Origin of the sequence: Niabella sp., assembly GCF_030150205.1 — a bacterium.
Taxonomy (GTDB): domain Bacteria; phylum Bacteroidota; class Bacteroidia; order Chitinophagales; family Chitinophagaceae; genus Niabella.
Genome location: NZ_JASLGT010000004.1, coordinates 49338 through 75974, shown reverse-complemented (window position 1 = coordinate 75974; position 26637 = coordinate 49338). Strand labels below are relative to the sequence as shown.

Below are 26637 nucleotides of genomic sequence, written 5' to 3'. Positions count from 1 at the left end.
TTCAGGTTCCAGACTTTACACAACAATTACTCCGTTGCCATGAACGGGTACCGGTAATCAACCGGCGGGTTAAAGGTTTCCTTAACCGTGCGTACGCTCAGCCAGCGATAAAGGTTCAGGATGGAACCGGCCTTATCATTGGTGCCTGAGGCACGCGCGCCACCAAAGGGCTGCTGCCCTACCACTGCGCCCGTAGGCTTGTCGTTGATATAAAAATTACCTGCAGCATTGGACAGCCTCCTGGTTGCCGTTTCAATAGCGGCACGGTCCGTTGCAATAATGGATCCGGTTAACGCATACGGCGAGGTGCTGTCTACCAGGTCCAGCGTTTTTTCAAAACTGCCCGCCGGGTATACGTATACTGTCAGCACCGGTCCAAAGATCTCCTCACACATAGTTACGTATTGCGGGTCTTTTGTTTCGATCACGGTAGGCTGTATAAAATATCCTTCTTTTTTATCACAGATGCCTCCGGCAACAATGCTTGCTTTCGGATCTTTCTTTACCTTATCGATATATCCTTTTATTTTATCAAAGCTGCGTTCATCAATCACGGCATTGATAAAATTACTGAAGTCTTCCACCGATCCCATTTTAAAGGAGTTAATGCCTTCAATCAGCCGCTTCTTCACCTCTTTCCAAAGATTGGACGGAATGTACGCGCGCGATGCCGCGGAACATTTTTGTCCCTGGAATTCAAAAGCACCTCTTAACAGCGCTGTTGCCACCACATCCGGATCGGCGCTTCTGTGTACCATCACAAAATCCTTACCACCGGTTTCGCCCACAATGCGCGGATAACTCCGGTATTTGGGAATATTTTTCCCGATGGTTTCCCACATATGATTAAACACCCCGGTAGACCCCGTAAAATGTACGCCTGCAAATTCCCGGTGATTAAAGCAAACCTCACCTACCACCGGACCATCCACATAAATCAGGTTAATAACGCCATCCGGCAGTCCGGCTTCTTTTAAAATGCGCATAAAAAGCTGCGCAGAATAAATCTGCGTATGCGCCGGCTTCCATACCACCACGTTACCGCACATTGCAGCCGAAGTAGGCAGGTTTCCGCCAATGGCCGTAAAATTAAACGGAGTAATGGCCAGTATAAACCCTTCCAGGGGCCGGTACTCCAGGCGGTTGTGCATGCCTGCGCCACTGATGGGTTGCTGGGTATAGATCTCACTTAAGAAATGTACATTAAACCGCAAAAAATCGATTAGCTCACAGGCACTGTCGATCTCTGCCTGGTAGGCATTTTTACTTTGGCCCAGCATCGTAGCCGCATTCATTTGTCCACGGTATTTGGTAGCGATCAGGTCGGCCGCTTTTAAAAAGATGCCCGCGCGGCTTTCCCAGCTCATATTTTCCCAGGATCTTTTTGCTGCCAGCGCCGCATCCACCGCCTGCTGCACATGTTTCTTTTCGCCGATGGAAAACTGCCCCAGCACAAATTTGTGTTTATGCGGAGGACGGATGGACTCCTTTTTGGAAGTACGCACCTCGTTGGCTCCGATATACATGGGCACATCCAGTTTTTCACTCTTCAGCAACGCAAGGGCCGCCTTCAGGTTTTCCCGTTCTTTACTTCCGGGGGCATAATTCAGTACCGGTTCGTTGGCCGGCAAAGGGTAAGAAAATGATCCCTGATGCATATTATCTTAATTTGAAAATTTGAAATGATATTCTTTTACTTCAGATAATTGTTTATGTGTTGTTGTATGTTCTTTTTTACAGACTTCCAGGTTTGCCCTTTAAGACTGACGGGGTCTTCATCTGATTCTGCTTCATCGAAGAACAGCATTGCTTGCGGTATAGAAATCAATGTCATGTTTTCAGGAAATTTTTCAAAATAGAACCCAATAACTCTTTCAGCGCCAAATACATCTAACAACAAACTTAAATCATAAAAATCCTTCTTTTTAGCTCTTTGCATAATCGCGAAGATTTTCATTGCCGCAATATCTTCGGAACTTATCAACCGGATTCCTTCAACTACTTCAATTGGTCTGATCTCTTTATGATAATGATACTTTACAAAATCCACTTTAATATCGTCAATATAAGAGAAAACTCCCGGCGCAGCGTTGCTGCTGGTGGACTCGAATGATCTGGTAAAAATCTTAGCTAGTTCCTCCTTTAATTGCCGATTGTTAAAATCAACATTTGAAAACAAATCTAAATCAATAGACTTCCTATGACCATATTTCAAAGACAATGCAGTGCCCCCGACTAACACAAAGGTGCATAGTAACTCCAATTGCATTAATCGTCTTAATAGAGCCAGGGTATTCCCTTCGATTGTCTCATAATATAACATCTAAATGCTTCGGATTTTAAGTTAAATAAATTCTTTACAAAAAGAAATATATCATACCTGAGCCATTTTGCATTTGTCAATATGTCTATAATTTTTTCATCCCCATAAAACCGTCTTATCTGCCGTATATCCTCTACATCTCCTCTTTCAAAAACCCGTTCAATAATGGAAGCTGCATGACCTTCATAATCCAGCTTTAAGAAATCTGTGTCCCAGAATATCCGCTTATTTAATATGGGTTTTGTTTTTTCCATTATCTAAACCGTTTCTTTACGCTGCATCAGATAAGCCTTGATAAAGCCATCCAATTCACCATCCATCACGGGTTGCACATTTCCCACCTCGTATTCGGTACGGTGATCCTTGATCATTTTATAGGGATGGAATACATAACTGCGGATCTGGCTGCCCCATTCTATTTTTTTCTTGTTGGCGTTGGCCGCATTTTTCAGTTCCTCCCGCTTGCGCAGTTCTTCTTCATATAACCGGCTCTTCAGCATCTGCATGGCTTTTTCCCGGTTTCCCATCTGGGTGCGTTCGGTCTGACAAACCACTACAATGCCCGTTGGTATGTGCGTAAGGAATACTTTTGTTTCTACCTTGTTCACGTTCTGTCCGCCGGCTCCGCCGCTTCGCGCCGTTTCCATCTTTACTTCGGAATCTTTGATCTCGATATCGATCGTATCATCTACCAGCGGGTACACAAATACCGATACAAAGGAGGTATGCCTGCGGGCATTACTATCAAACGGAGAGATCCGCACCAACCGGTGCACACCGCTTTCCGCTTTTAAAAAGCCATAGGCAAAAGGCCCTTCAAACTGCAGGGTAGCCGTTTTAATACCAGCACCATCGCCCCATTGCCAGTCCAGTTCTGTGATCTTCCAGCCCTGCTTTTCGCCGTACATCCGGTACATCCGGGCAATCATCTCTGCCCAGTCCTGGCTTTCCGTTCCGCCGGCACCCGAATTGATCTGGATCACCGCCGGCAATTCATCTTCGGCTTCGTTCAGCGTGCTTTTAAATTCGGCATCTTCCAGTACATTCAGCGCATGATCGTACGCTTCCTGGGTTTCCGCTTCAGTAGCATCGCCGGCCTTCCAGAAATCGAACAAAACCGCAAAATCCTCTACGGCCGTTTCGGCTTCCCGAAACAGGTTCATCCAGTATTCATTGGTCTTTAGGTTCTTTAAAATATCTGTGGCACGTTGATTATCGTCCCAGAAACCGGGACTTAACGAAAGCTGTTTATCTTCATTGATTTTCTGTTGACGGTTCTCGACGTCAAAGAAACCTCCTTATCCCGAGAACGCGGGACCGCATATCCTGTAATTTTTCCTGTGTCATAGGCTGCAAAGATACATCCTATTTCCGATTTGCCATCGGTTGCACAAACGATTGTTCAATATTGAGGCCAACAGTTTGCAGATTCCATCCAAAGAGTAACCTGGATTTTGATTATTGGCCGGGCGCCGGTACTGCTATTGAGCTTTGCTTGCGACGCTCCGTTCAGCTATGGTGCTATCTTCCTGGGGACATGGGTGACGGGTGTGACATGAAAGTAGATTCCTTCGATTGGTTTGATCAGCTGGTTGGACTATCTTTGCAAGTGCCGTTGACCTACGGTTCATTTTTAAACCAATCCATATATTATGGATGACTTTATCGCAGCGCGGTCGCAGATGGCGCTATCACTGGGATTTCACATTATTTTCTCCTGCATCGGCATGATCATGCCGTTCTTTATGGCGGTTTCGCATTTTAAATGGCTCAAAACCGGGAATATTGTTTACCGCAATGTAACCAGGGCCTGGAGCCGCGGTGTGGCCATTTTCTTTGCCACGGGTGCCGTTTCGGGAACGGTGTTGTCTTTTGAACTGGGATTACTCTGGCCGGAGTTTATGAAACATGCGGGGCCTATTTTCGGGATGCCCTTTTCGCTGGAAGGCACGGCATTTTTTATTGAGGCCATTGCACTGGGCTTTTATTTATACGGGTGGAATAAATTTAATAAATGGTTTCACTGGGTTACCGGTGTCATCGTTGGCGTAAGTGGTCTTGCATCCGGCATCCTGGTGGTTGCCGCCAATGCCTGGATGAACAGTCCTGCGGGGTTCGACTATGTAAACGGACAGTACCTGAATATTGATCCCATTGCGGCTATGTTTAATGATGCCTGGTTTTCGCAGGCCCTGCATATGATTCTTGCAGCGCTTACCGCCACCGGGTTTGCCGTGGCGGGGGTACATGCACTGATGATCCTGAAACGGAAAAATGTACAATTTCATACAAAGGCCTTTCGTATTGCAGCCGTATTTGCCTGCGCCGGTGCCATCCTTCAGCCCCTCAGCGGCGATATTTCCGCCAAGGATGTAGCAAAACGCCAGCCGGTGAAACTGGCCGCTATGGAGGCCCATTTTAAAACAGAAGAAAAAGCCGCACTCATTCTTGGTGGTATTCCCGATGAACAGCATGATACGGTGCATTATGCGCTGAAAATTCCCGGTGCCTTGAGTTTCCTGGCACATGGTGATTTCAAAACGCCTGTAACGGGACTGGATGCATTTCCTAAAGAAGTACGCCCTCCGGTTGCCATTACGCACTATGCATTCCAGGTGATGGTAGGCCTTGGCATGCTGATGCTGCTGATTGCTGTTTTTTATTTTTTTATGCTATGGCGAAAACGGAAATGGCTGGAAAAGCGATGGTTGCTGAAACTGTTCACCATTGCCATTCCTATGGGCTTTATTGCTGTGGAAGCCGGGTGGACGGTTACCGAAGTGGGACGCCAGCCCTGGATCATTTATGGCATCATGCGCACCCGGGACGCCGTTACACCCATGCCCGGTATCGTTTATTCCTTTTATATTTTTACGGCCGTTTATGTTTCGCTGAGCATGATTGTAATGCTGCTCTTATACCGGCAGGTGAAGATGGTGGGTAAATTATATGATCTGCCGGAGGAAAGAAAAGCAGGTATATAGGACATCCGTTCCGGTTGCGTGGAGCGGCAAATCAGCCTTCAGCTATTAGCTGTCAGCTGAGGGCTAAGCACTGAAAGCTAATACCATTTCAATGGAAATCATAAATATCAAAACATAAATGAATTCAGCATGCTTTACGTAGTCATGGCCTATTTGTGGGCATCGATCCTTCTTTATGTATTAATGGGGGGCGCCGATTTTGGTGCGGGGATCCTGGAATTTCTTTCTACGCGTAAAAGTAAGGATCAAACCCGGAGGGTCATGTACCGGGCCATTGGTCCTATATGGGAAGCCAATCATATGTGGCTGATCATTGCCATCGTGATCCTTTTTGTGGGATTCCCGGTGATCTATGCCACCGTGTCTGTTTACCTGCACATCCCGCTTACCATCATGCTATTGGGCATTGTAGCACGGGGAACGGCTTTCAGCTTCCGGAATTACGATGCGGTACAGGATAAAATGCAGGTGGTCTATTCCAAAACCTTTATGTATTCCAGTGTGATCACGCCCCTGTTCCTGGGGATCATTGCCGGAAGTGCGGTATCCGGCAAAATTGATCCGGAGGCTACGCATTTCCTGGATGCTTATATTTTCAGCTGGCTGGGATTCTTTCCTGTTTCGGTAGGTGTTTTTACAGCTACCATCTGCGGATTCCTGGCGGCCATTTTTATTATCGGCGAAACAAAAACAGAAACCGAACGGCAACGGTTTATTCAAAAAGCCAAACATATGAGCCTGGCCGCTATTGCAGCAGCAGCATTGGTGCTGATAGCCGCCTACCAGGAACAGATTCCCCTGGCGCACTGGCTTTTTGGCAACCCCATAAGTATTGCCTGCGTGGTGCTGGCCGCGCTTTCATTAACCTGGATGTGGGTTTCGCTATTCCGTGGATCTACCCGGTGGCTGCGGATCATTGCCGGAGCACAGATCACGTTGCTGCTGGTGGCCATCACTTATGAGCATTACCCGGTATTGATCAACCTGAAAAACACCGGCGGTCTATCGCTGTTACTACACAAAGGTTCCGATAAAACCATCCACGCATTAGCCGTTGCGCTACTGGTGGGAAGTATTTTTATTTTACCCGCATTGTTTTACCTGCTGTACAGTTTTAACAAACAGGAGGAGCCTGCACATTAACTTAAACCATTCACATTCATTGGTGATCATAGAATACCACAGGGCAGAAAACCTATGTGCTTAAATATTCTGTTATTCATCGGATATTGAAATGGTTTACGCTTATTTCTGCCACGGTATCTCCCGTAGATAAGCGCTGATTTGTTCGCAGATAAACGCGGAATGCCTGCTGGCGAAAATCTGCGCCTCGTCCTGATCTGCGAAGATCAGCGGGAAAACTTTGTCTGCATAACTAACGCTGATACATAAGCCATACGCACTACAGAGGCCCGGCTTTTCTCCGCCACTTATCTTCCCAGGGAATAAACGCTCCCAATGTACCGCGAAACCGGCGAAAGAAGCGTTCCCGTTCGAGGATCGACTGAAAGGGCTGCACATAGGCCGGCGACGGATCAATAGCCACATCCACATGGTTGAGACGTTTTAACGTGTCTACCATAAAGGGAATGTGCGTAATCCGGGTACCGAACCTACGCCGGGTAAAGCCTTTCATCATTGATGACTGGAAGGGGTCCGTAACCAGTGCGATCGATTTGAATCCCTGCTGCCGCGCGATCTGGTAGGAGTAAAAAACGTTTTCAGTACTATGCTCCGCTTTTGTTTCATAAAAAATATGCGCTGCCGGCATGCCTAATTGCTGCGCGTAAAGTCCCATGATCCGCGCTTCAGCATAAGGCGAATAAACAGCACCGCCGGAAAATATAATATTCCGGATAATGCCCTGTTCATACAAATAAACAGCCCAGAGCACTCTTCCTTTCATCACAGAATCCCATTTTCCATCTTTAAACGGATAACCGGGAACAATGCCTGCATCAAAGGTCATTTTTTTTGTCAGCACTTCTTCGTATAAACGCGTTGGGCGTTTCCGGTACGAAACAACACATCCGCTTATAGAAACAAGTATCAAGAAAACACCCAGTGCAGCGATTATTTTTTGCAACATCGGGATTAAAAATACGGGAAAGAACGCATTAAATTTTAAATACTAAAATCTAAAGATCGTGATATGGCGTGAGGAAGCAGGATTAAAATTCCAAAAATCAAAAGACAAGAAACAAATAAAGGAAATAAGCTCTAAATCGTAAATACTAAATTCTAAACTATAAGAATCGTGACTTGACTTCGGAAAGTAAGATTAAATCTCAAAATCCAAAAGACAAGAAACAAATGAAGCATAAAGAACTAAATGATAAATTCTAAAATCTAAAGATCATGATCTGACTTCGGAAGTAAATTAAAATTCCAAATATCAAAAGACAAGAACCAATTAAGCCGTTAAGCACTAAATCATAAACACTAAATTCTAAAAGTCTTGATCCGGGGCTATGGAGAAATACCAAAAATCAAAAAGACAAATAACAAGAACTAAACACTAAATAATAAAATATTAAATTCTAAACTATAAGAATCGTGACTTGACTTCGGGAAGCAGGATTAAATCTCAAAATCCAAAAGACAAGAACCAAATAAGCGTTAAGCACTAAATTATAAACACTAAATTCTAAAAGTCTTGATCCGGGCTATGGAGAAATACCAAAAATCAAAAAGACAAAACAAGAACTAAACACCAAATAATAAAATACTAAATTCTAAGAATCAACCAGGGAAAGAAGCTTTCTGCTATCAGTTTTCAGCAATCACATATTCTACCGGCAACATCAAGCCCAGACAGTATCTGACCTGAAACTTTAAACCTGCAACCTGAAACCAGACTTCGTTAATGCATCATCTCGCCCATATCCATTTTTTCCTGTTTTCCTTTTTTCTTCTTAATAAACAGGATGAAGGGAATACAGATCAGGAACATTAAACCCAGGTACAGGAACACATCCATATAGGAAAGTACGGTGGCCTGTTTGGTAACGGTAAAATCGAGGATCTTATGCGCCGACTCCAGGGCGGCATCCGGCGTCATACCTTTTGCCGTGAAACTGTGCTGCAGCGCACTTACGCGTTGTTGTACATTCAGATCGTTCACATCCAGCTTCGACACCAGGTCGTTGCGGTAAAGCATATTCCGGTTGGCAATAAATGTGGTGATCGCAGCTACGCCAAAGGAGCCGCCCAGCTGCCGCATCATCCCTGTAAACGCTGCCCCCTGACCAATTTCCTGCCCCTTGAGGGTTGACAGCGCCAATGTGGTAATGGGAATAAACAATAATCCCAAACCTACACCTCGCACAATCAGCATCCAGAAAAACGCATCCTTACCCGTATCCGGTGTAATGATCTTATACCCCCAGAAACTATACACAAAGAAGAGGAACAGCCCCGCAGCCACCATGTATTGCTGAGGAACTCCCTTTGCAATCATCCGCCCGATAAAGGGCATCATGAATGCAGTGGCCAGTGTGGCCGGGATCATCAGCATCCCCGCCTGAAGTGCCGTCCACCCCAGGATACTTTGCGTATAGAGCGGTACAATAAATGTAGAGCCATACAACCCGAAACCCAGTATAAAAGACATAACCGTACCGATCCGCAGGTTCCCGTTCTTTAATACCCGCAATTCCACAATGGGATTCTTATACGTAAGTTCCCGCCAGATAAAAAAGAACAATCCCAAAACAGCTGTGATCGTCAATACCACAATTACTTTGCTCGAGAACCAGTCGTCTTCATGTCCCCGCTCCAGGATATACTGCAGCGATCCAACAGTGGCACTCAACAGGAAGATACCCAGCCAGTCAATTTCATGTGCCGCTTTTTTTTCAGCATACCTGGGGCTGCGTACAAACTGCAGAGTAAGCAGTATGGCGATAATACCCAGGGGAATATTGATATAAAAGATATAGGGCCAGCTAAAATTATCGACGATATAACCACCGAGGGGCGGACCCAATGTAGGACCCGCAATTACACCCAAACCATAAATTGCCTGGGCCATGCCCCGCTTTTCTATCGGGTATGATTCCGTGATGATCGTTTGAGAGGTTACCAGCAGGGCGCCGCCACCTACCCCCTGTAAGAACCGGAAGGCGACCAGCTCCCAGATATTGGAGGCATTACCACACAAAAAGGAACAAACGGTAAACAATGCAATCGATACCGCAAAATAGTTCCTCCGGCCAAACTGCTGCGAGAGCCAGCTGGTCATGGGCACAATGATCACATTCCCGATGGCATAGGCCGTAATTACCCAGCCCACTTCAGACAGCGTGGCGCCAAGGTTTCCCTTCATGTCGTTCAATGCCACGTTTACAATGGTGCTGTCTACTATTTCGAGCAACGCACAAATGATCGCAGTCACGGTAACAATCACGCGCCGCGCACCATATTCTACAAGGGAGTCCTGCTGTTGCATAATTTCGATATCTGTTTATGGTGAATAGGCAATAGCGAATAAGGAATAGTGCTGGAGAAAGACAAGGAACACAGGTGTAAAACGCCTATTGACTATTGCCCATTAACTATTCACTGGTCACTAATTAAGATGCACATCTACCAGTACGTTCATACCGGCACGTAATTTTTGAATCAGGGAGTCATTTTTATTTACGAACTCAATTCTTACCGGAACCCGCTGTACCACTTTTACAAAGTTACCACTGGCATTATCCGCCGGCAGTAAAGCAGAAATAGATCCGGTTGCCGGGGCGAACGAGCCCACCACTCCTTCAAACTGATGTTTAGGAAATGCATCTACACTGATTTCAACTTTTTGTCCGGTTACCATTCTCGACAACTGGGTTTCCTTAAAATTAGCCACTACCCATTTATCATTGTTCAGTATAATGCTAAACAGCTGGGCACCGGCCTGTATAAACTGACCGATTTGCACCGGAACTTTAGAAACCACGCCGTCTTCATGCGCTACAATAGCCGCATAGCTCAGGTTCAGCTTTGCATTTTCCACATCCACTTCCCGCTGATGAGCCGTTGCCGAAGTAACGCCAATTTCCTTGGAGGTTGCTTTAGTCTGTGAGCTAACCGCTCCGGTTTGCGCCGTTGCCTGTCCCCGCTGTTCTTTCAGGATCGCAAGCTGCCGGTCTGCGGTTTGCTTTGCCGCAAGCGCCTGCTCATATTGCTGCTGGGTAATGGAATGATCTTTTATCAGGTTCTCATAACGTTTCAGATCTTCCGTTGTGCGCCATACATTTACTTTGGCAGCCTCAATCTGTGCATCGGCAGTAGCAACGGCCGCGTTGGCGGTACTGATGCTTTTATGAGCGGCCTCTGTTCCTGCCCGGGCCGCCTCTACATTGCTTTGCGCGGTAGCCAGGGCCGCTTCGGCCTGTTCCAGCGCCATTTTGAGATCCTTTGTATCCAGTAATAACAGGGTATCACCCTTGTGCACAAACTGGTTATCTTTTACCCTCACTTCGGAAATATAGCCGGAGATCTTGGAAATAACGGGGTTTACGTTGGCCGCTACCTGGGCATCGTCCGTATCTTCATGGTGCTTGCCATAGATATACGATTTGATCCCAAAATAACCGCCGCCCAATACCAGTACTGCAAGTATGATAAAGAATACAGGGCTTCTTTTTTTCTTTTGATTTGTTTCGTTTGGTTGGTCCTGAACTTGTCCGTTTGCCATGGTATAACGATTTATAGTAAGCTTTTTAATATATTACTGAACTAATGCGCCCGCGCTTTCCAGCAATTGCTGATAGGCCAGGGCTGCATCGGCCTTTGCATTTAACACATTGATCTTTGAAGACAACAACGCTACGTTCGCATCCAGCAGGTCGGTAATGGTTACCAAACTGTTGTCATATTTATTTTTTGTGATGCGGTAATTCTCTTCTGCCTGTACCAGGGATTTGTTGTGCACTTCAATCTTTTTCTTTGCCAGCAATGCATTCTGGTAGTTCCTGTTGATCTGCAGCCGGATATTATCGGAAAGCATTTCCTGCGAAGCATACAATTGCTGCGCCTGTGCCTTTGCTTTTTTGATGGAAGCACCGGTCTTCCAGAGGCTGGAAAGATTGTATTGCACGCCGATCCCTCCGTTTACCGCATTGGTTACCGTCAGAAATTTCGGAATGTTTACCGCAACATAACCGCCTGTTAATGCCAGTGAAGGCAGGTAGTTCGCCTTTGCAGCCTTTATTCCCAGGTCTGCTGCTTTTTGCTGATAATCGAGGGCCTTGATATCTTTCCGGTTTGCTATGGCCTGCTCCTCATAATAGGTATACGGATGCTCTTCCTGCGCTTCGCTGATAAATGCGGGATCCACTTCAATCACCGTGCTTTCGGGCAAACCCAGCAACAGATCCATATTTACGTTGGCAATATTGTAATTATTTTGCGCTTCCAGCAGCCGCAACTCAATATCGGAAGTTTGCAGCTGTGCCTTTAACCGGTCGTTACGGGCCATCAGACCGTTATTCTCCAGCCGTATAAAATTAGAGTCCCGGCTTTGGGAGGCCGCCAGGTTTTCTTTGATCACGTTGATGACCTGTGCCGCCTTGAAGAGGTTGGTATAGGCTTCAATGAGGTTAAACACAATGGCGTTCTGATCATTGCCTGCACTCAGCTTTTCGGCTTCCAGCAGGTATTTGGCAGATTGGATGCCGTATTTGATCTTACCGCCCGCATACAACGGAAGCGAAAGGCTGGCCATACCGTACATCGCCTGCGAAATGCTTGGCACACCACCACCAGAACTGCTTCCGGAAGACTCCCCCTGCTTTTGCGCGGTCTTCAAATCAATGTTGGCCGTTGTTAAACGCAGATAGGATCCGCTGATCTTAAAGTCGGGTAGCTGGCGGTTCTTTGCTTCTTCCAGCGCCGCTGTGGCTTCCAGTATTTTTGCCTGATCGATCTTTAAATGCTTGCTGCTTTGCACGCCCAGCTCCACTGCTTCTTTTATAGAAAGCCGTTTCACTTCCTGGGCAGCAAGATGATTGCCCAACGCCATAAACGCCATAAAGAAGGCTGCAATGGCTGCTATTTTTTTATTCATATACAAAATCAGCTTTTACGATTTATATGTTCTTTTATTTGTCTGTTACCAGCAGGTAACTTTTAACAACGGCTTTCAGATGTACTTTTAACCGGGGAATGATCACCTTTAAAAATTCTGCTTCATTGTCCGGATCAAGCCGGTATTGTTCACATAAAAACCGTTGTGTATTAAACGCCTGGTTAATGGTACCAAATACCGTTAATGCCAGGATGGTGATATCTACATTCTTTTTAAAGATCCCCGCTTTAGCACCCGCCTTTATGGCGCTTTTGATCAGCGACGTATTTTTCAGCTTCAGACTCTTTACACCATCATACATCACTTTATTCTTCATCACGCCCTGCTCCCGCACCATCAGCAAATGAAAATGCCGGTTGGCGGCAATGGTATCGATATAGGTTTCAATGATCCGGTCGATCTTTTCCTCCGGTGTAACATCACTGGCAAAAACGATCTCCTCCAGTTTTCCCCGCATGGTTGTTACATATTTTATAAATATGGCTTCCAGCAGCTTTTCCTTTGAACCAAAATAATAGGAGATCATGGCTACATTTACTTCTGCAGCTTTTGCAATATCGCGAACAGAGGTATTGTCGAACCCCTTACCGGCAAAAAGCTTTACCGCCGCCTCCATAATTTCCAGTTGCTTCTGTGTAAATGTTACTGACACTTCTAAAAAATTTCCACCACAAAGGTATTAAACAGTTGTTTAAAAATTCAAACACTTGTTTAATTTTTTACAAACCGAACCAAAAAATTAACTCACATCAAGCCGTGAGTATCAGTCACTTGAACACAAAATAAGCTTGGCTGTAAAAGGAGGTTTTTGTCTATTTAATTGAAATACAAACCCAAACAGGATATCTCCCGCAGTTGGAGATCATATTTTTAAAGCATCTTAATACATTAAATAATTTGCGTTGCAGCGCCATGAGGACGCCCTCAATTTTTAAGAAGGAAATGAAAATCAGGAACCGGCATAGTTGCCCGGTCAATTGCAACATGCATATTATGGTTCCCTGTATTCGCAGAAAGCATGAGGGATACTACTATTTGATCTGAACCAATGTTTTGGCTTTTGCGGCGGGGGTATTATTGCAATTGGTATTTGTGCCGGTACCGTTCGTATAGTTGTTTGTGCTTGTTGTTCAGATCGATCGTTCTTCCCTGGATCAGGGCATCGGTTACCACGCTGCTTTTCATATCCAGGAGATCGCCCGTGGTTATTACAATATTGGCATCCTTACCGGCTTCCAGGGAACCCGTCCGGTCTTCAATGCCCAGGATCCGGGCGGCATTGAGTGTAACCGCCTGCAGGGCTTCCTCTTTCGATAAGCCATAAGCCGTTGCGGTACCGGCAAAAAATGCCAGGTTGCGGTAACGGCTCGAGCCTTCATCGTCATTGAGCGCAAAAAGCACCCCGGCTTTTTGTAATATGGCGGGTGTTTTAAACGGCTGATCTACATCGTCATCTTCCATCGTGGGCAGGGCATGAATTGAGTTCAGGATAACCGGTATGTTATTTTGTTTCAGCAGGTCTGCCAACAGGTAGCTATCGCTTCCGCCCACGATCACTACCTGAATGTCAAAGGCCTTTGCCAGATCAATGGCCATTAAAATCTGCCGGGAAATATCGGCATTCACAAATAATTTCTGTTTTTTCTCAAAGAGCGGACGCATGGCTTCAAACTTAAGATTGGTTGCTTTCTTTTCCGCTCCTTTTAAATAGGCCTTCGCTTCCCGGAAGAAGGTTTTTAGCATTTCGATCTTTTTCATATCCTCTTTTACCGGATCCGAACCTGTGGATCGCGGCGAGCGAAACAATGCCGGCAGGTTAAGGAACATACCAATATCTGCCGTATACAGCGCATCTTCCCAGCTCCAGGCATCCAACTGTACCACCGATGAAGTGCCGGTTAGAAAACGCCCGCCGGGTACTATGTTCGCCAGCAGGATCCCATTAGACCGGAGCGTGTTGATGATCTTTGAATCGGCATTGTAAGCCACCACCGACCGCACATCAGGGTTATAATCACCCAATTCATAATAGTCGTTGCTAGCTCTTACGCCGCTGAGGATCTCACGCAATCCAAGATCGGTGTTGGCCAGTATCAACCCGGGATAAACATGCCTGCCGGCGGCATCGATTACTGTGGCTTCCGGAATGCTTTCCGGCCGGTCGCTCACCTTCAGGATCTTTCCGTCCTTAACAACCACGCTCCCTTGCGGTATTATCTGTCCCCTGCCTGTATGAATAACGCCATTACTAATAACGATCGTTCCTTCCTGCTTTTTTGCAGGATAGATATCATCCTGGGCAAATGCAGGAACTGTTAGCAGCAATAAAAAAATGTATATCAAAAATTTCATGGAATATTTTTTTACAATTAAAGATCAAATGCGTCCACGTCCAGTATCCCCTCCGCCTGTTCATGTTCTTCACAATGCAGCACTACCTGCGCGGTGGGCTTCACCGGCACCGTAAGCGCCCCGTTTTTTGTGGCAGACAGCATTTTTTGCAGCAGCCGGTTGCGTTCGGCGGCGGCCTGTACCCGCGATTCCCGGTCCTGCTCCCGGTTAAAGTAGACGGCCCCATCTACCAATGTATACATTGCGCGGGCATAAATACTCAATGGATGATCACTCCATAACACCAGGTCGGCGTCTTTTCCAACTTTAATGCTCCCCACCCGGTTATCGATATGCAGGGCCTTTGCAGGATTCAGCGTTACCATTTTCAGCGCATCTTCTTCTGAAACGCCTCCGTATTTAATCGTTTTGGCAGCTTCCTGGTTAAGCCTCCGGGCCATTTCCGGATCATCGCTGTTAATGCAAACATTCAGCCCCAGTTGCTGCATGAGCGCAGCATTATAAGGAATGGCATCCTGCACCTCATTCTTATAAGCCCACCAGTCTGAAAAGGTAGATACAGTTGCCCCGTGTTGCCGGATGCGGTCTGCTACTTTATATCCTTCCAGTACATGGGTGAAGGTATTTACCTTAAACCCATATTTATCCGCTATGTTCATGAGCCCCAATATTTCACTCTGTACATAGCTATGACAGGTAATAAACCGCTTCCTGTTCAGTATTTCTACCAGGGCATCCAGCTCCAGGTCGCGCCGGACGGTTTTATCACCGGATTTCAGCGCCTTTTCATAATCCCTTGCCCGCTGGAAAGCATCATTCAACACTTCATACACCCCCATGCGCGTATCCGGGTACCGGTTGTTTCCCTGTGTTACGGTGGTACGTTTTACATTTTCACCCAACGCAAATTTGATAAACGGATCAGCGTCTTTAAACTTGAGGCCTTCGGCATCCGCCCCCCAGCGCAGTTTGATCAGCTGGCTTTGTCCCCCGATGGTGTTGGCCGACCCGTGCAGGATCTGCGACGTTGTTACGCCACCACTCAGCTGCCGGTAAATATTGATATCCTCCGGATTCATATTGTCACCGATCCGCACCTCTGAAGTAACGGACTGTGCGCCCTCATTTATAGAAAATACGGCGATATGTGAGTGTTCATCGATGATGCCCGGTGTAAGGTGTTTGCCGGTACCATCGATCACCCGTGCACCGGTAGCGGAAATCCCTTTTCCTATTTGTGTAATTTTGCCGCTTTTTACCAGTACATCCGTTTGCTCCTGTTTACCTCCGGCTTCATTGGTCCATACCGTTGCATTTTTTATAAGGATCGTTTCCTGCTGCGGCAGCCGGGCATTTCCATAACTGCTGAAGGGATATACGATGAGCGTTTCCGGTTTTTCCCAGGTCTGGCGGGACGAATCTTTTCCAGTTACCGTTTCTTTCGTCAATGTTGCTACCCAGCTTACCGGCGTTCCTTTTTCGCTGGAACCTACTCCCTGCCAGTTATAACCATAATTAACGCCACTTAACCGGATCAATGCACCCGCCTGCCGGTTTTCAAAAACAGAATCTTTTTGACCTGTTCCTATTATTTTAGTGGTAGGTTTTAAAGAGAAACTCAGCGATACCAGGTTGCCATCTGAGCTGAATTTGGTGGTGAGCGCTTCCGTTGTTTTCACGGTAGCCAGACTGTTGCTTTTTACTTCCAGTTCGTATTGCGTGCTTCCATTGGCCCCGGTAATATTCAAAGTATAAAGCCCCTTTAATTCCGTACTGTTTTTTGCGTTGATATCATAACGCTCGCCCTGGATCCAGTTTTCTAACAAGGTGGTTTTTTCTGCAAAAAGATCACCATTCGTGATCAGGAAATTGGCCAGGTAACCGGGTTCCAGGCGGCCCACCTTATCTCCTATTTTCAAAAACGCCGCCGGTGTAGTCGTTAGTGCTTCCAGCGCCGTTTTCTTCGAAAGTCCTGCCAGGATGGCTTTCCGGAGATTCGGCCAGAAGGTTTTCAGATCCTTCAGATCAGCGGCCGTGAGGGCAAACGGGATCTTTTGTTTTTCAAAGGCCGCCGGGTTGGTGGGCGCCAGTTCCCAATGTGCCAGGTCCTTCCATGCCACAAACCGAGCATCCGCGGGGTCTTCTACTTTTTGGGCATCCGGAAAATTCAGCGGGAGAATATAGGGTGCCTTGGTCGCCTCAATTTCATTGATCCGCTGGTATTCATTTCCTCCTCCCTTTATAATATATTGTACGCCGAACTCATCGCCGACCCGGTCTGCCTGTAAACCCGCCCATTTATCGGAGGTTTCAAAGATCTGGGGCAACGCCTGTATCGCATTCCATGCTTCCAGGGTTTTATTAATGCCTTCTTTTTCCGGCCGGGTCTTATACCATTGTGCATCCAGGTAATTTTGCCGTAACAACGCTACAGCGCCCATCGTACTGGAGGGATAGCTTTGTTTGGATGTTCCCTTCTTAAATGAATAAAAGGCCGCGGCCTTTTCCTTTATAATGGTCAGGTTCTCTTTTTTTGCAGACAACGTAGTAAGCACACCGGTTCCCCTGGCAATTCCATCCTTCTGATGTACTAAAACGGTTCCAAAACCCAGTTCCCGTAAGGGCTGTGCCGTTGCGTCGTCTGTACTAAAAAGATCGGCGGCATTCACCTCCGTTTTAATGGCCTGGTTCCAGTTGTAGGCGCCCTTTGTGGCACTGTTGAACTGCTGGGGTACGGTATAATCGAATACTAAATCTGCGGTGCGTTGCGATACGCCATAATCGCTGTACATATCAATGAGGGATGGATAAATATATTTCCCTTTACAATCGATCACCACCGCATCCGCGGGAAGGGCATTGCTACCCACACTTACCACTTTTCCCTCTTTTACGAGTAATGTGGCATTTTGCAAGGTAGTTGCCGGATCCTTAACAATCGTAGCATTTATAAAGGCATAACTGCCCGACCGGGGGTCTGCTACTCCATTTACCGGGAACGTAGTTTGGGCAGTAGCAGTCAGCGTCAGCAGCCAGCTCACTGGCAGCAGGAGCAATTTTTTCATTCGCAAAGAAATTTTCAGGAAAATAGGAAAAATAATCCGTTTCTATAGATTCATTGCCCTACAACCGGGAAAACCATTCATAGAACAGCCGCTAATGCGCGGATACGTCCTTTAAGTCTAATGATTAAAACAACCCGCAAGCGGGTGCCTGAAGACCAGGTGTAAACCGGTTAAACATTCCTCTGCCTGCGCATCGGCGGCTATCTGATCATCCTAAATGCACACAAAGTTTGTTTCCATTTAACAGTATACGCTAAAAATAGTGTAGGAGACCAGGCCGGTCTCCTACGAAGTCGCCGCACAGCGACCATCCTTTGGATATGGTGTTTATAAGCTTTCTCCGTGCTGAGACCGGTCCAGCCCTTCCAGCTCTTCATCTTCACTGGCACGCAGCGGTGTGATGAGGTCTGTTATTTTCAAAAGAATGAACGAAGCGGCCAGTACAAAAACGATCACCCCCAACAGCACCAACACATGGGTGGTGAATAACTTGGTTTCACCAAAGAACAACCCATTACCGGTAGCGTTTGCCGTATTGATCGCCTTATTGGCAAAAACACCCGTCAGCAACATACCAACCATTCCACCCACACCATGACAGGGGAATACATCCAATGTATCGTCGATTCCGGTTTTTGTTCTCCATTCCACCATCATATTGCTGATAATGGCGGCCACCACTCCTATTACCAGTGCATGGGGTAAACTTACAAAGCCCGCAGCAGGGGTAATGGCAACCAATCCTACAACGGCACCGATGCTGGTACCCATTGCGGAAGGCTTTTTGCCCCGCAGTGCATCAAAAATGACCCAGGCAAACGCCGCAGCACCGGAGGCCACTGCTGTAGTCGCCAATGCAGAGGCGGCCAGCGCGTTGGCGGCCATTGCAGATCCACCGTTGAATCCAAACCAGCCGAACCAAAGTAAACCAGTACCTAATAATACATACGTGATCCGGGCGGGTTTGTTCTCACCGGTATCCGTCCGTTTTTTTAAATAAATGGCGCCTGCCAATGCAGCCAGACCTGCGCTCATATGCACCACAGTGCCCCCGGCAAAATCAAGTACGCCCAGCTTAGCCAGGAATCCGTCCGGGTGCCAGGTGGCATGCGCCAGCGGGCAATAAATAAAAATAATAAACAGGCAGATAAAGAAAATATAGGAAGTAAACCGGATGCGCTCCGAGAATGCGCCGGTTACCAATGCCGGTGTAATGATGGCAAATTTCAACTGGAAAAACGCAAACACCACCAGCGGTACCGTGGGAGCCAGTGCCCAGGGCTTATGTTCCAGCACCCCGTTCATCAGGAAAAAAGTACCCGGGTTGCCAATAAAACCACCGATAGAATCGCCAAAGGCCAGGCTAAATCCGAAAACCACCCAGATAATGGAAACAATCGCCATGCAGATAAAACTCTGCAACATGGTTGAAATCACATTTTTCTTTTTCACCATTCCGCCGTAGAAAAAAGCCAGGCCGGGCGTCATGATCAGTACCAGGGCTGCCGAGGTCAGCATCCACGCCGTATCGCCGGAATTGATTTCAGCGAATTGCTTTATTTCGGTCGGATTATGACCAAACGCTAAACTGAGGATTACAATCAGGATCAACAATGCAAAAGGGATAATAGCTAGTTTTCGAGTCATTGACATGTTATATATATTTAATATTTCAAATTATCAAGTAAAAAATACGAATAAAATAATAAACAGACTGTTTGTTCACCAAAAATATGAACGAAAAATCAAAATAATTACAAAAACTAAATATTTTATTTATATAATTTATTTTATAATATAAATAATCGGCGTTTTTCTGCCTTTTATGAGACATTTATCACGAAAGCAAATACATTATATTTTTTACAAATACCTATAACCGACGCGCGCTTTGACGCTGTACTATATAAAAAAAGCCCTGTTGACCAGGGCTTGAAATTTTTTATTTGGGAGATGCCATCTTAGCGTTTACCAGGATATTCTTTTAAAGCCTGTTCCAGGCAATCCATTGCAGCATCGATGGCATCCGTATTTAATACGTACGCCAGTCTTACTTCATTGCCCCCCAATCCCGGAGTTGCATAAAAGCCGGTTGCAGGCGCCAGCATCAGCGTTTGATTGTTATGGCTAAACGACTCGAGCAGCCATTGGCAGAACCGGTCACAATCATCAATCGGTAAACGGGCCATTGCATAAAAGGCACCGCCCGGGTTGGGACAAAACACGCCCTCCATGGCATTTAGCCGGCGCACGAGCAAATCGCGGCGGCGTTCATATTCTTCTTTGGTAGCGTCAAAATAGTTTTCGGGAAGATCCACGGCGGCTTCCCCCATTACCTGCGCCAATCCGGGAGGGCTCAGTCGTGCCTGTGCAAACTTCAGTGCAGTATTATACACGGCTGCATTTCGGGTTACCAGTGCGCCAATCCGTGCCCCACAGGCACTATAACGCTTGCTGATGGTATCCATCAGGACCACATTTTCATCCAGTCCTTCCAGCTGCAATGCGCTGATATATTCCGTATCGGCATAACGAAATTCTCTGTAAGCTTCGTCTGAAAAAAGGTATAACTGGTATTTTTGACAAATGGCACCCAATGCTTCCACTTCCTGCCGGCTATAAAGATAGCCCGTAGGATTATTGGGATTACAGATCAGGATCGCCCGGGTTCTGTCCGTAATCACCTGCTCAAATGCCGCAGCCGGGGGCAGCGCAAACCCCGTATCAATCGAAGAAGGAATGGGCACCACCTTAATACCCGCCGTGCAGGCAAATCCATTGTAATTGGCATAAAAAGGTTCGGGAATAATGACTTCGTCTCCCGGGTTCAGGCAACCGAAAAAAGCAAACAATATCGCCTCACTTCCCCCGGTGGTTACCATGATCTGCTCATGGGTAACCTGGATGCCGATCCGCTTGTAATATTCAACCAGCTTGCGACGGTAACTTTCGTTCCCGGCGCTGTGGCTATATTCCAGTACCGGCATTTTTACATCCCTCACCGCCTGCATGATGGCCGGAGGTGTTTCGATATCGGGCTGGCCGATATTCAGATGGTAAACCGTCATCCCCCTTCGTTTTGCCGCTTCGGCATACGGAACCAGCTTCCGGATGGGTGAAGCCGGCATATCTACTCCTCTTTGAGAAATTCTAAGCATACTGAAAAATAAGAGGGCAAAAATAAAAAAATTCCATCTTTGCAGATGGAATAAGTTGAAACTGTTCAATAAAACTAAAAAAAACTAAACTCTTTAGATGATCTCACCGGTAAAATACACCGTTTTTGGCTGAGCTCCCTTTATTTTAATGGTTACATCTTTTTTAAACGAACTACCAGCAGCAGCGGTGGCATCATACCCCACCTTAATTTTTCCAACCTTTCCCGGCATAATGGGCGCCGATGGCTTTTCTGCTACGGTACAGCCGCAACCTACCACTACATTTTCTACAATCACCGGCTTCTTGCTGATATTGGTAAACTCCATAAAAAAAGTAGTACCCTCTTTAAATTTCAATTTACCCAACTGATATTCTTCTTTTGCCATTTTAATCACCTGATCCGCAGGTACCGCTTCCTGCGCCTGGGACACTACTGCAAAACCCGCTAAAAACAAAATCGCCAAAAGGTAAAATTTCTTCATAATGCTATTTTTTGTGATGACTGATGTAAAAACAACAAAATTACGATATAGATGTTCAACAGTTTCCAAAAGTTGCATGCTTCTTTGAAAAATTATTCAGCAATGAGTATATTGTGATATCCCTATTTTTGCCAATATGGAGAATCAAACTTCCAACCTTACTACCCCGGGTGAAATGCTTTCTTTTGATCGGTTCAAAGATGGCGTTCTTCATGACTATTATATTGCCTGCCTGAGTCGTGAAACCAGCTTGCTTGGACGGAGAGAAGTGCTGACCGGCAAAGCGAAATTTGGAATTTTTGGAGATGGAAAGGAAGTGGCCCAGGTGGCAATGGCTAAATTTTTTAAGCCGGGCGACTGGCGCAGCGGGTATTACCGCGACCAGACGTTTATGTTTGCCATTGGAGTAGGAACCCCACAGCAATATTTTGCCCAGCTGTATGCAGACCCTGATCCGCATAATGAACCGTTCAGCATGGGGCGGCAGATGAACAGCCATTACACCAGCCGGAATGTGGATGCAGAAGGCAACTGGCTGAACCTTACCGAGATCAAAAACACGGCTACAGATATGGCGCCCACGGCAGCACAGATGCCGCGGTCTTTTGGCCTGGCGTATGCCTCTAAAAGTTTCCGGGAAATTCCGGAACTGCAGCAATTTAAAAATTTATCCAATAACGGGAACGAGGTTTGCTTTTGTACCATTGGCGATGCATCTACCAGCGAAGGGCATTTTTGGGAAACCGTAAATGCAGCCGGGGTGGCCCAGGTGCCGCTTGTTATTTTTGTGTGGGATGACGGATATGGAATTTCGGTGCCAAGGGAAATGCAAACGACAAAGGGATCCATTTCGGCCGCACTGAAAGGATTTGAAAAAGAAGAAGGCACCAACGGTTTTTATATCTCTAAAGTGCAGGGCTGGGATTATATGGGAATGATCGAAGCCTTTGATGAGGGGATCGCTCTTGCACGGGAAACCCATACGCCGGTACTGTTTCATGTAGATGAGCTTACACAGCCGCAGGGGCATAGTACTTCCGGGAGCCATGAACGGTACAAGTCTACCGAACGCCTGGAATGGGAACGGGAACGGGATTGCCTGAAAAAGCTGAAAGAATGGATCCTGAAAAACGGCCTGGCGGACGAAGCAACACTTGAAAAAATAGAGACCGATGCCCGGAAGAATGTAAAAGAAGGCCGTGACAATGCCTGGAGAGCTTATCTGAAACCCATTAAGGAACAGGTAGACCAAACCAAAAACCTGTTGAACCAGCTGATCCTTGACGTTCCGGAAAAAGCTGCTGAGTTAAAAAAACTGATCCCGGACCTGGTTACCAACCGGGAACCGCTCCGGAAAAATGTATTACAAACCTTATACAGGGCCATCCTGATCTGCGGCGATAAGGCCGGCAGCGTACAGGCGTATTATGATACACTGTGCAGGGAAAATGCCATTATTTATAATTCGAACCTCTACAATGAGGGCGCCAAAAGTGCCTTAAAAGTACCTCCCATAGCCCCGGTGATCACCGAAAGTTCGCCCGTAATGAATGGGTATGAGATCCTGAACCATTATTTTGATCAGCTCTTTGCCAACAACCCGAAGGTGCTGGCCTTTGGAGAAGACCTGGGGCAGATCGGCGATGTAAACCAGGGATTTGCCGGCCTGCAAAAAAAACACGGTGTCGAACGGATTTCAGACACCGGTATTCATGAGCTCAGCATTATGGGGCGGGGTATCGGGCTTGCATTACGGGGCCTGAGGCCGATTGCCGAAATCCAGTACCTCGATTACCTGGTATATGGATTACAGCCATTAACCGACGACGTGGCCTCGCTGCAATACCGCACCGGCGGACAGCAGTTTTGCCCGATCATTATCCGCAGCAGGGGACACCGCCTGGAAGGTATCTGGCACAGCGGATCGCCCATGGGTATGATCATCAACTCCCTGAGAGGCATACATATTTGTGTGCCCCGCAATATGGTGCAGGCTGCAGGCATGTATAATACCTTGCTGCAAAGCAACGACCCCGGACTGATCGTTGAAAGTTTGAACGGCTACCGGCTGAAAGAACGGCTTCCGGAAAACCTGGACACGATGACCGTAGCGCTGGGCGTACCGGAGATCTTGCAGGAGGGTAAAGATATTACCATTGTAAGCTATGGCTCTACCCTGCGCATCATACAGGATGCCCTTCAGAAAATTGCATCACGGGGCATCAGCTGCGAACTGATTGACGTACAGACCCTGTTGCCATTTGACATTCATCATCGTATTTTAGACTCGCTGAAAAAAACCAACCGCATTATTTTTATTGACGAGGATGTACCGGGAGGCGCGGCGGCCTATATGTTTAATAAAGTAATGGAAGAGCAAGGTGGCTACCGTTACCTGGATGTGGCTCCACGCACCATCACGGCTAAGGAGCACCGCCCCGGTTATGGAAGCGACGGTGATTATTTCAGTAAGCCCAATGCAGAAGAGATTGCTGCAGTGCTGATTGATATGATGCGGGAGTAATTTTTCGTTTCAGGTTTAACGTTCCAGGTTCGGCCATTAACGGGCTTTCGTATTTTAGTAAGTTTGTCAGAAATCAGAAAATGGAAACATTAAATAGATATTGCCTTGCCCTGGATTTAAAGAACGATCCGGTACTCATTGCTGAATATGAAGCGTATCATCAGGCCGTATGGCCTGAAATCCTGCAAAGCATCCGGGATTCGGGCATCCGTCATATGGAAATTTTCAGGGTGGAGAACCGCTTATTTATGATTATTGAAGCCGGGCCGGAATTTTCATTTGAAAAAAAGCAGGCCGCCGATGCGCAAAATGCAAAGGTTCAGGAATGGGAGGAACTGATGTGGAACTATCAGCAGGCCCTGCCCTCTGCGAACCCCGGTGAAAAATGGATCCTTACGCAATCTGTTTTTAAGATCTGATTGATCCTGATTAACTAATACAGCTTTATTTCCCCTTTGCTGCCCTTTTTAACAGCTTGCACCGAACCTTTCTTTGAAGTGTACCGTCTATCCCTCAAAATTTGGCATTTCAATTGCATAAAGCATAAAAACATTGATTATGAAAAGAATTTCACAAATCGTCCTGCTTCTGATTACCGTTTCTGTTATAGGCACTGCCTGCTCCAATAGTAAAAAAAGCGCTTCCACAACCGTTCCGCGCCAGGATTTTAAAGGTACCTGGGTGGTAACCGGCACCAGTGTTGAAGGTACAGATACAAAGAATCTTAAAGTTGAAGCCTTTGATGATGTAGCGCTTAAATGTTTTGAAGGCAGCGTTTGGACCTTTCCCAACAACGGCTACGGAAGCTATACGATCAACGGACAGGATTGTTCCGCAGGCCCCCGCCAGATCTTATGGTCGACCCGCAACAGCAATGGCGTTACAAACCTCAATTTCAAACGAGTAGATGGATTGAAAAAGAACCAATCCAAGAACGTTGCAGAAGGATACTCAATGGAAGTTACTTCTTCCGGAAAAGATCACTTTATTGCGCAGTCCCCTATTTCCTTTGAGGGAAAAACCATTTACATTGTTTACAATTTCCAAAGACAATAGACCACAACCATTAACCTTCCAAATAAAAAAACCGTTTCTGCTTGGAAACGGTTTTTTTATGTTTCTTTTTCTCTTTCTTACGGCTCGTTTCGTAAAAAGAATGATATAAATCTGGTACGGGCGGTTACTGGCATATGACTTGCAATACTAAAAACATGCTCAAAAAAAACAAACTCCGTGAATGGGTGCCCTGGGAGCAGCGAAGGATCAATCCCGATATTTTTTATTTCAGGGAAGACCGTTTGATCCCTAATAGTCCGCATCCGCTACTGGTGTACAGAAACTTTTTCGATAAAGAATATGAGGCCTGCGAAAGCTGGCTAAAAAAAAAGTTCGTCACCAACAAATGGTTCCCGTTTTCTGGTTTACAATTCTTTGATGTGGCCTACTATTATATTAACACCCATATTGTGCTGGGTGTTTGTTCCGGAGAAGCCAAATGGCAATTGGGTGGAACATTAGGTCTTACGATGATTATTGAAAAAGGCGATGTGTTGGTCATTCCAGCGGGCGTAGCCCTCCGGCATCTTGAGTCAAGCACCGATTTTAAGATTACCGGTGCATCCTCACTCGATGTAACGCCCAGGATCCGAAAAGAAACCTCCGGTAATTCAAAAGATGCTGAGCAGATCGCAGGCATTGCGCTTCCGGATACAGATCCGGTGCTTGGTACAGACGACGGATTGCTGGCCATTTGGTTGCAGGCCGATGCACATTCCCGGTAGCCCTGTTCCCCTAAACCGAAAGCCATACTTTAAACCATCGCCGCCCGTTTTGTTCCCGTATTTTCTGATACGCCCTTGTTACAGGTATGTACCCATTTCTTCCTGGTATTGTGTTGCGATGGTTGCAGCTGCGCTGGCAAAATCTTCCTGCGCCGAAGCATAAATCACTGCCCGGCTTGCGTTTACCAAAAGTCCGCAGTCTTTATTCATGGCTTTTTCGGAGATCTGCTCCAAACTTCCTCCCTGGGCTCCTACTCCCGGCACCAGGAGAAAGTGATCGGGAATCAATTCCCGGATCCGGGTAAAGGCTTCCGCCTGCGTGGCTCCTACTACAAACATCAGGTTTTGATCTGTGCCCCAGGAAGAAACAGTTTTTAATACTTTCTCATACAGCAATTCGCTACCGCTTGCCTGCAACTCAAAGTCCTGTGCACCTTTATTCGAGGTAAGTCCCAATACGATTGCCCATTTACCTTCGTATTCCAGGAAGGGCCTTACGCTGTCTTCGCCCATATAAGGGGCTACCGTTACGGCGTCAAAGGGAAGTGTTTCAAAAAAGGCTTTGGCATACTGATCACTGGTATTGCCGATATCTCCCCGCTTGGCATCGGCGATCTTAAAATGATCCGCGCCAATATAATGCACCGTCCGTTCCATGGCATCCCATCCCTTTGTACCCAATGCTTCATAAAAAGCGGTATTGATCTTATAGGCAACACAGGTTTCGCGCGTAGCATCAATGATGGCTTTATTAAAAAGGAACAGCGCATCGGGGTTCCCTGCAAAATGTGCAGGAATCTTTGCCAGATCGGTATCTAATCCTACACACAAATAAGACTTTTTATTATAGATCTGTGCAACTAATTGTTCGCGGGTCATGTTTATATCC

The 26637-nt window shown here is 46.5% G+C and carries 21 protein-coding genes; 6 read left to right on the top strand and 15 right to left on the bottom strand.

Annotated elements, in window-relative coordinates:
- Nucleotides 1–26: 26 nt before the first annotated feature.
- The 4 genes from pruA to prfB form a co-directional block, all read right to left on the bottom strand.
- Nucleotides 27–1658 (bottom strand): L-glutamate gamma-semialdehyde dehydrogenase, encoded by a 1632-nt coding sequence (pruA, locus tag Q1V85_RS02875; protein WP_300597263.1) that lies wholly within the window; start codon nucleotides 1656–1658, stop codon nucleotides 27–29.
- 35 nt (nucleotides 1659–1693) lie between these two features.
- The gene (locus tag Q1V85_RS02870) at nucleotides 1694–2269 is read right to left on the bottom strand and encodes a nucleotidyl transferase AbiEii/AbiGii toxin family protein (RefSeq protein WP_300597261.1); all 576 of its coding nucleotides are present in this window, start codon (nucleotides 2267–2269) and stop codon (nucleotides 1694–1696) included.
- Nucleotides 2270–2277: 8 nt separating this feature from the next.
- Nucleotides 2278–2577 (bottom strand): hypothetical protein, encoded by a 300-nt coding sequence (locus tag Q1V85_RS02865; RefSeq protein ID WP_300597259.1) that lies wholly within the window; start codon nucleotides 2575–2577, stop codon nucleotides 2278–2280.
- 3 nt (nucleotides 2578–2580) lie between these two features.
- Nucleotides 2581–3670 (bottom strand): peptide chain release factor 2 gene (prfB, locus tag Q1V85_RS02860; protein WP_300597257.1). Its coding sequence is split into 2 segments (ribosomal slippage): nucleotides 2581–3609 and nucleotides 3611–3670, totalling 1089 coding nucleotides; the frame shifts between segments, so codons are not numbered across the junction.
- A gap of 305 nt (nucleotides 3671–3975) precedes the next feature.
- On the opposite strand from prfB, the gene Q1V85_RS02855 reads away from it, so the two are divergent.
- Complete coding sequence (locus Q1V85_RS02855) at nucleotides 3976–5307, top strand: cytochrome ubiquinol oxidase subunit I (RefSeq protein WP_300597255.1); 1332 nt, start codon at nucleotides 3976–3978, stop codon at nucleotides 5305–5307.
- A gap of 129 nt (nucleotides 5308–5436) precedes the next feature.
- Nucleotides 5437–6450: a cytochrome d ubiquinol oxidase subunit II gene (locus Q1V85_RS02850; protein WP_300597253.1), complete on the top strand. Its 1014-nt coding sequence runs from the start codon at nucleotides 5437–5439 to the stop codon at nucleotides 6448–6450.
- A 259-nt stretch (nucleotides 6451–6709) separates the two neighbouring features.
- On the opposite strand, the gene Q1V85_RS02845 is transcribed toward Q1V85_RS02850, so the two are convergent.
- The 10 genes from Q1V85_RS02845 to Q1V85_RS02800 all read right to left on the bottom strand — a co-directional run bounded on the left by Q1V85_RS02845 (nucleotide 6710) and on the right by Q1V85_RS02800 (nucleotide 21443).
- A complete protein-coding gene (locus Q1V85_RS02845) occupies nucleotides 6710–7276 on the bottom strand; it encodes a YdcF family protein (RefSeq protein ID WP_300597252.1) in 567 nt (188 codons plus the stop codon).
- 894 nt (nucleotides 7277–8170) lie between these two features.
- Nucleotides 8171–9757: a DHA2 family efflux MFS transporter permease subunit gene (locus Q1V85_RS02840; protein ID WP_300597250.1), complete on the bottom strand. Its 1587-nt coding sequence runs from the start codon at nucleotides 9755–9757 to the stop codon at nucleotides 8171–8173.
- Between the two features lie 120 nt (nucleotides 9758–9877).
- Nucleotides 9878–10993 (bottom strand): HlyD family secretion protein, encoded by a 1116-nt coding sequence (locus tag Q1V85_RS02835; protein ID WP_300597248.1) that lies wholly within the window; start codon nucleotides 10991–10993, stop codon nucleotides 9878–9880.
- Between the two features lie 33 nt (nucleotides 10994–11026).
- The gene (locus Q1V85_RS02830) at nucleotides 11027–12364 is read right to left on the bottom strand and encodes a TolC family protein (RefSeq protein ID WP_300597246.1); all 1338 of its coding nucleotides are present in this window, start codon (nucleotides 12362–12364) and stop codon (nucleotides 11027–11029) included.
- A 34-nt stretch (nucleotides 12365–12398) separates the two neighbouring features.
- Nucleotides 12399–13037: a TetR family transcriptional regulator gene (locus Q1V85_RS02825; protein WP_300597244.1), complete on the bottom strand. Its 639-nt coding sequence runs from the start codon at nucleotides 13035–13037 to the stop codon at nucleotides 12399–12401.
- A gap of 422 nt (nucleotides 13038–13459) precedes the next feature.
- A complete protein-coding gene (locus tag Q1V85_RS02820) occupies nucleotides 13460–14737 on the bottom strand; it encodes an amidohydrolase family protein (protein WP_300597242.1) in 1278 nt (425 codons plus the stop codon).
- 17 nt (nucleotides 14738–14754) lie between these two features.
- On the bottom strand, nucleotides 14755–17802 hold the full coding sequence (locus Q1V85_RS02815; RefSeq protein ID WP_300597240.1) for an amidohydrolase family protein: 3048 nt from the start codon (nucleotides 17800–17802) through the stop codon (nucleotides 14755–14757).
- Nucleotides 17803–18129: 327 nt separating this feature from the next.
- Complete coding sequence (locus tag Q1V85_RS02810; protein ID WP_300597238.1) at nucleotides 18130–19449, bottom strand: ammonium transporter; 1320 nt, start codon at nucleotides 19447–19449, stop codon at nucleotides 18130–18132.
- Nucleotides 19450–19763: 314 nt separating this feature from the next.
- Nucleotides 19764–20960, bottom strand: coding sequence for a pyridoxal phosphate-dependent aminotransferase (locus tag Q1V85_RS02805; protein WP_300597237.1), 1197 nt, complete (start codon nucleotides 20958–20960; stop codon nucleotides 19764–19766).
- Between the two features lie 93 nt (nucleotides 20961–21053).
- Nucleotides 21054–21443: a DUF1573 domain-containing protein gene (locus Q1V85_RS02800; protein ID WP_300597235.1), complete on the bottom strand. Its 390-nt coding sequence runs from the start codon at nucleotides 21441–21443 to the stop codon at nucleotides 21054–21056.
- 136 nt (nucleotides 21444–21579) lie between these two features.
- Here Q1V85_RS02800 and Q1V85_RS02795 point away from each other — a divergent pair, with 136 nt between their 5' ends.
- The 4 genes from Q1V85_RS02795 (at nucleotide 21580) to Q1V85_RS02780 (ending at nucleotide 25748) form a co-directional block, all read left to right on the top strand.
- Nucleotides 21580–23967 carry a thiamine pyrophosphate-dependent enzyme gene (locus Q1V85_RS02795; RefSeq protein ID WP_300597233.1) on the top strand — a complete coding sequence of 796 codons (2388 nt, stop codon included), beginning with the start codon at nucleotides 21580–21582 and terminating at the stop codon, nucleotides 23965–23967.
- 80 nt (nucleotides 23968–24047) lie between these two features.
- Nucleotides 24048–24386, top strand: coding sequence for an L-rhamnose mutarotase (locus tag Q1V85_RS02790; protein ID WP_300597231.1), 339 nt, complete (start codon nucleotides 24048–24050; stop codon nucleotides 24384–24386).
- Nucleotides 24387–24525: 139 nt separating this feature from the next.
- Nucleotides 24526–25023 (top strand): lipocalin family protein, encoded by a 498-nt coding sequence (locus tag Q1V85_RS02785; protein ID WP_300597229.1) that lies wholly within the window; start codon nucleotides 24526–24528, stop codon nucleotides 25021–25023.
- A gap of 155 nt (nucleotides 25024–25178) precedes the next feature.
- Nucleotides 25179–25748, top strand: a complete 570-nt coding sequence (locus Q1V85_RS02780; RefSeq protein WP_300597227.1) for a hypothetical protein — start codon at nucleotides 25179–25181, stop codon at nucleotides 25746–25748.
- A 78-nt stretch (nucleotides 25749–25826) separates the two neighbouring features.
- On the opposite strand, the gene pyrF is transcribed toward Q1V85_RS02780, so the two are convergent.
- Nucleotides 25827–26627, bottom strand: coding sequence for an orotidine-5'-phosphate decarboxylase (pyrF, locus tag Q1V85_RS02775; RefSeq protein ID WP_300597225.1), 801 nt, complete (start codon nucleotides 26625–26627; stop codon nucleotides 25827–25829).
- Nucleotides 26628–26637: the final 10 nt, after the last annotated feature.